The organism is Deltaproteobacteria bacterium, assembly GCA_021159305.1.
In the GTDB taxonomy this organism is placed as follows: domain Bacteria; phylum Campylobacterota_A; class Desulfurellia; order JAGGSF01; family JAGGSF01; genus JAGGSF01.
On record JAGGSB010000023.1, the window covers coordinates 1 to 2,676 of the forward strand.

Here is a 2,676-nt window from a genome sequence, read left to right on the forward strand (position 1 = left end):
TACTTGATACGGGGGCGGAATGACATCTGGTGATACCCCGCTGCTTGCGGCGGGGTTTTTTATTTCCTCCTCGGTCAACCCATATAATTTATTCACCCTATTAGATGTCTATGTTTGCTATCTAATGGGGTAAATTTGATGTTCATGTTGTTTGACCTGTCTGCGTGCGGTCACCTGCCTGCCGCGCCAACGGCGCAGGTAGACGCACAGGCAGGCTGGAGTATTCCGGGGGGCGAAGCAGTCTTAAAAGAGGCAATGTAAAATGCCTGCCCCGTAGCGAAGCATATCAGGGTGAAGTTTCAATTCACTGGGGTTAAGACGCGATCCCTTATCGATATGTATAGTTTGTATATAATTTGATTTGACATTCAGTCTAATCGATGTAATAATAGTCATACTTGTAATACTGAGGAGGGCTATAAATGTTATCAGTCAGATTAGATAAAGAAATACAGGAAAAGTTAGACAATCTATCCAAAGCTACAAGAAGACCAAAGAGTTTTTTTGTTAAAGAAGCTCTTAGGAGCTATCTGGATGATTTAGCAGACCTTTATGAAGCACAGATGCGTTCCAGTGATAAAAACAGAAATCTAATCTCTGTAGAAGAATTGGAAAAGGCTCTTGGCTTATAAGCTGTTAATTGATAGTAAAATCATAAAGGATTTAAAAAATATAGATAAAAAATGGCAGACTAAAATTGTTGATACTATTAAAGGCAAACTTGTGGAAAATCCTTATAATGGCAAGAAACTGGTAGGAGACTTATCGCACTATTATAGGTTTAGAGTTGGAAATTACAGGATAATATACGAAATTATAGAAAATGAAACGACTGTAATTGTCATAAAAGTCGGACATAGAAAAAATATTTATGGGTAGCAGTCTTTTTAACTTGCTAAACGAAAAGGCACTATAAACAGACTGTAAACTGGTAAAAAAGTAAAAATCGTTTTAAAGATAATAAAAGAAGTGGCTGGGGTTAAGACGCGACCCCTTTATTAAAGATTTTGTTCTAATATTCCAAGTTTTATTTTTGTAGACGGTCTATTACTTATATCCCACATATTTTTATATTTTTTCATATTAGAATAAAAATTACTTTTTCCAGCATCCTGTAGCGGAATCCCATGATTTATCCACGCTGGCTCTGTCTTTGATTGAAATTACTATGGGTCTTAAGAAGATAGTAATTCTTTCCATTATTTCGCTGAATTCTTTATTTACATCATAAAGTCGTGATTTACGAAGAAAGGCAATCCATTGTTTCTGCCTTCCCTTATCTTTATGAAATTCTGGTCGGAAAGCCATGGGGTTGTCAGACAAGGAGGTTTTTCTTTTCTGAAAGGTAGATTCAATTGCTTTCTTTAGTCTGTTACCCTGAAAACTATGGCTAAGAGAAAGGCTATATATATCATAGAAATCCTTCATTCGACTATTAACCATAGCCAGCCTAACCATAGCTTCAAACTTTTCTGAAATAATACTTTCTATTGAGTAGACTTTGAGTTTCGGAGGTTTCTCCTCTAACAGAGTGGGAAAATCCATTAGTTTGGCTCCAGGAATTATTATATCTCCAAAACCAATGTCCATCTGTAATCTTTTTCTTGCCTGACCCAATGTTGCATCTACCTTGAGTCGTATTCCTCCATAATCAGTATTTTCTTTTATACATTCTGAAGTTACAGATGAAGTATTAAATCTAACTCCATCGTCACAAGATATCTCTACAATTTCTCTAAAAATATATTCAAGCTCAGCAGGGTCGTTTTTCACCTGTTCTGCAAGAAAATCAATGTCTTTGGTCGGACGAGACCTTGGCATCTTTAAACAAATTAAGAGAAGTCCGCCTTTTAATACTAAATGGTCAGAAAATTCAGAAATTGATAGGCGATAAAGGAACCTTTCCTGAAAATATCGTAACAAAAGAGCATCAAAATCTATACCCTCAGTTCTTGCAATATTCATAAGCCTCACCCTTGTTGAAGCTGGTTTATTTTTAATTTCTCTTTTCATCCCTGTTTTGTTCCTAAATCAGAGCATTAAGCCAGGTTTCAAGAAGTCTTTTAACCCTACAAATTTCAGCATATTCAAGCACTTTCTCCAGATTGCGATCCCTGCGCTTAAGATACTCAGAAAGACCCTCCTTAGCCACATCAAGCCCCAGTTTATTACGGTATCGAAAACAGTCACATATAGTTTTTTCTGGACAGTAAATACGAACCCTATGACCTTTGATCTTTATCTCATCAATACCTGCCTTAAATTGTTTTGTGGAAAAATAATAAAATTCAACAGGTGGATATTTAATTTTGGGTCGCCAGGACTTGCGGTGAATTGCCATGGAGATAATTGACGGATTAAAAGTAGTCAGTTCATAATAAGAAAGAGCTGAAAGTAGGCAAATAACTCCTTCTGGAACAGCATAGGCAAGATCAATAAAACTCTGGTTAGAGATAACCGGGGTATCAGCCAGTCTGTAAAGTCCATTCTTTACTTTGATAACTATTCCTTTATCCAGAATGCTTTTTATATCACGGGAATGAAAACCTTGTGTTAGAATATCTTCAGACCTGGCGTATCCCTTGTGACTTTTGAATATCTTAATAATTTTTTCATATTTTCTATTCATCATATCTCCATGGATGTTTTCATAGGCATATTATAACAAATGCCGAG

Annotated in this window: 4 protein-coding genes; 2 read left to right on the plus strand and 2 right to left on the minus strand. The window is 36.1% G+C overall.

The window, feature by feature from the left end:
• Window positions 1-422 precede the first annotated feature (422 nt).
• Window positions 423-632 carry a ribbon-helix-helix protein, CopG family gene (locus tag J7J10_01625; GenBank protein ID MCD6129640.1) on the plus strand — a complete coding sequence of 70 codons (210 nt, stop codon included), beginning with the start codon at window positions 423-425 and terminating at the stop codon, window positions 630-632.
• A complete protein-coding gene (locus J7J10_01630) occupies window positions 622-879 on the plus strand; it encodes a type II toxin-antitoxin system RelE/ParE family toxin (protein ID MCD6129641.1) in 258 nt (85 codons plus the stop codon). The genes J7J10_01625 and J7J10_01630 overlap by 11 nt, the downstream gene beginning before the upstream one ends.
• A gap of 216 nt (window positions 880-1,095) precedes the next feature.
• On the opposite strand, the gene J7J10_01635 is transcribed toward J7J10_01630, so the two are convergent.
• The gene (locus J7J10_01635) at window positions 1,096-2,013 is read right to left on the minus strand and encodes a nucleotidyl transferase AbiEii/AbiGii toxin family protein (GenBank protein MCD6129642.1); all 918 of its coding nucleotides are present in this window, start codon (window positions 2,011-2,013) and stop codon (window positions 1,096-1,098) included.
• A 13-nt stretch (window positions 2,014-2,026) separates the two neighbouring features.
• Window positions 2,027-2,629, minus strand: a complete 603-nt coding sequence (locus J7J10_01640) for an Abortive infection protein AbiEi (protein ID MCD6129643.1) — start codon at window positions 2,627-2,629, stop codon at window positions 2,027-2,029.
• Window positions 2,630-2,676 lie beyond the last annotated feature (47 nt).

Excerpts from the sequence above, each read along its gene's own strand:
- J7J10_01625 (MCD6129640.1), top strand. The coding sequence starts at position 423 with ATGTTATCAGTCAGATTAGATAAAGAAATACAGGAAAAGTTAGACAAT.
- J7J10_01635 (MCD6129642.1), bottom strand. The coding sequence starts at position 2,013 with ATGAAAAGAGAAATTAAAAATAAACCAGCTTCAACAAGGGTGAGGCTT.
- J7J10_01640 (MCD6129643.1), bottom strand. The coding sequence starts at position 2,629 with ATGAATAGAAAATATGAAAAAATTATTAAGATATTCAAAAGTCACAAG.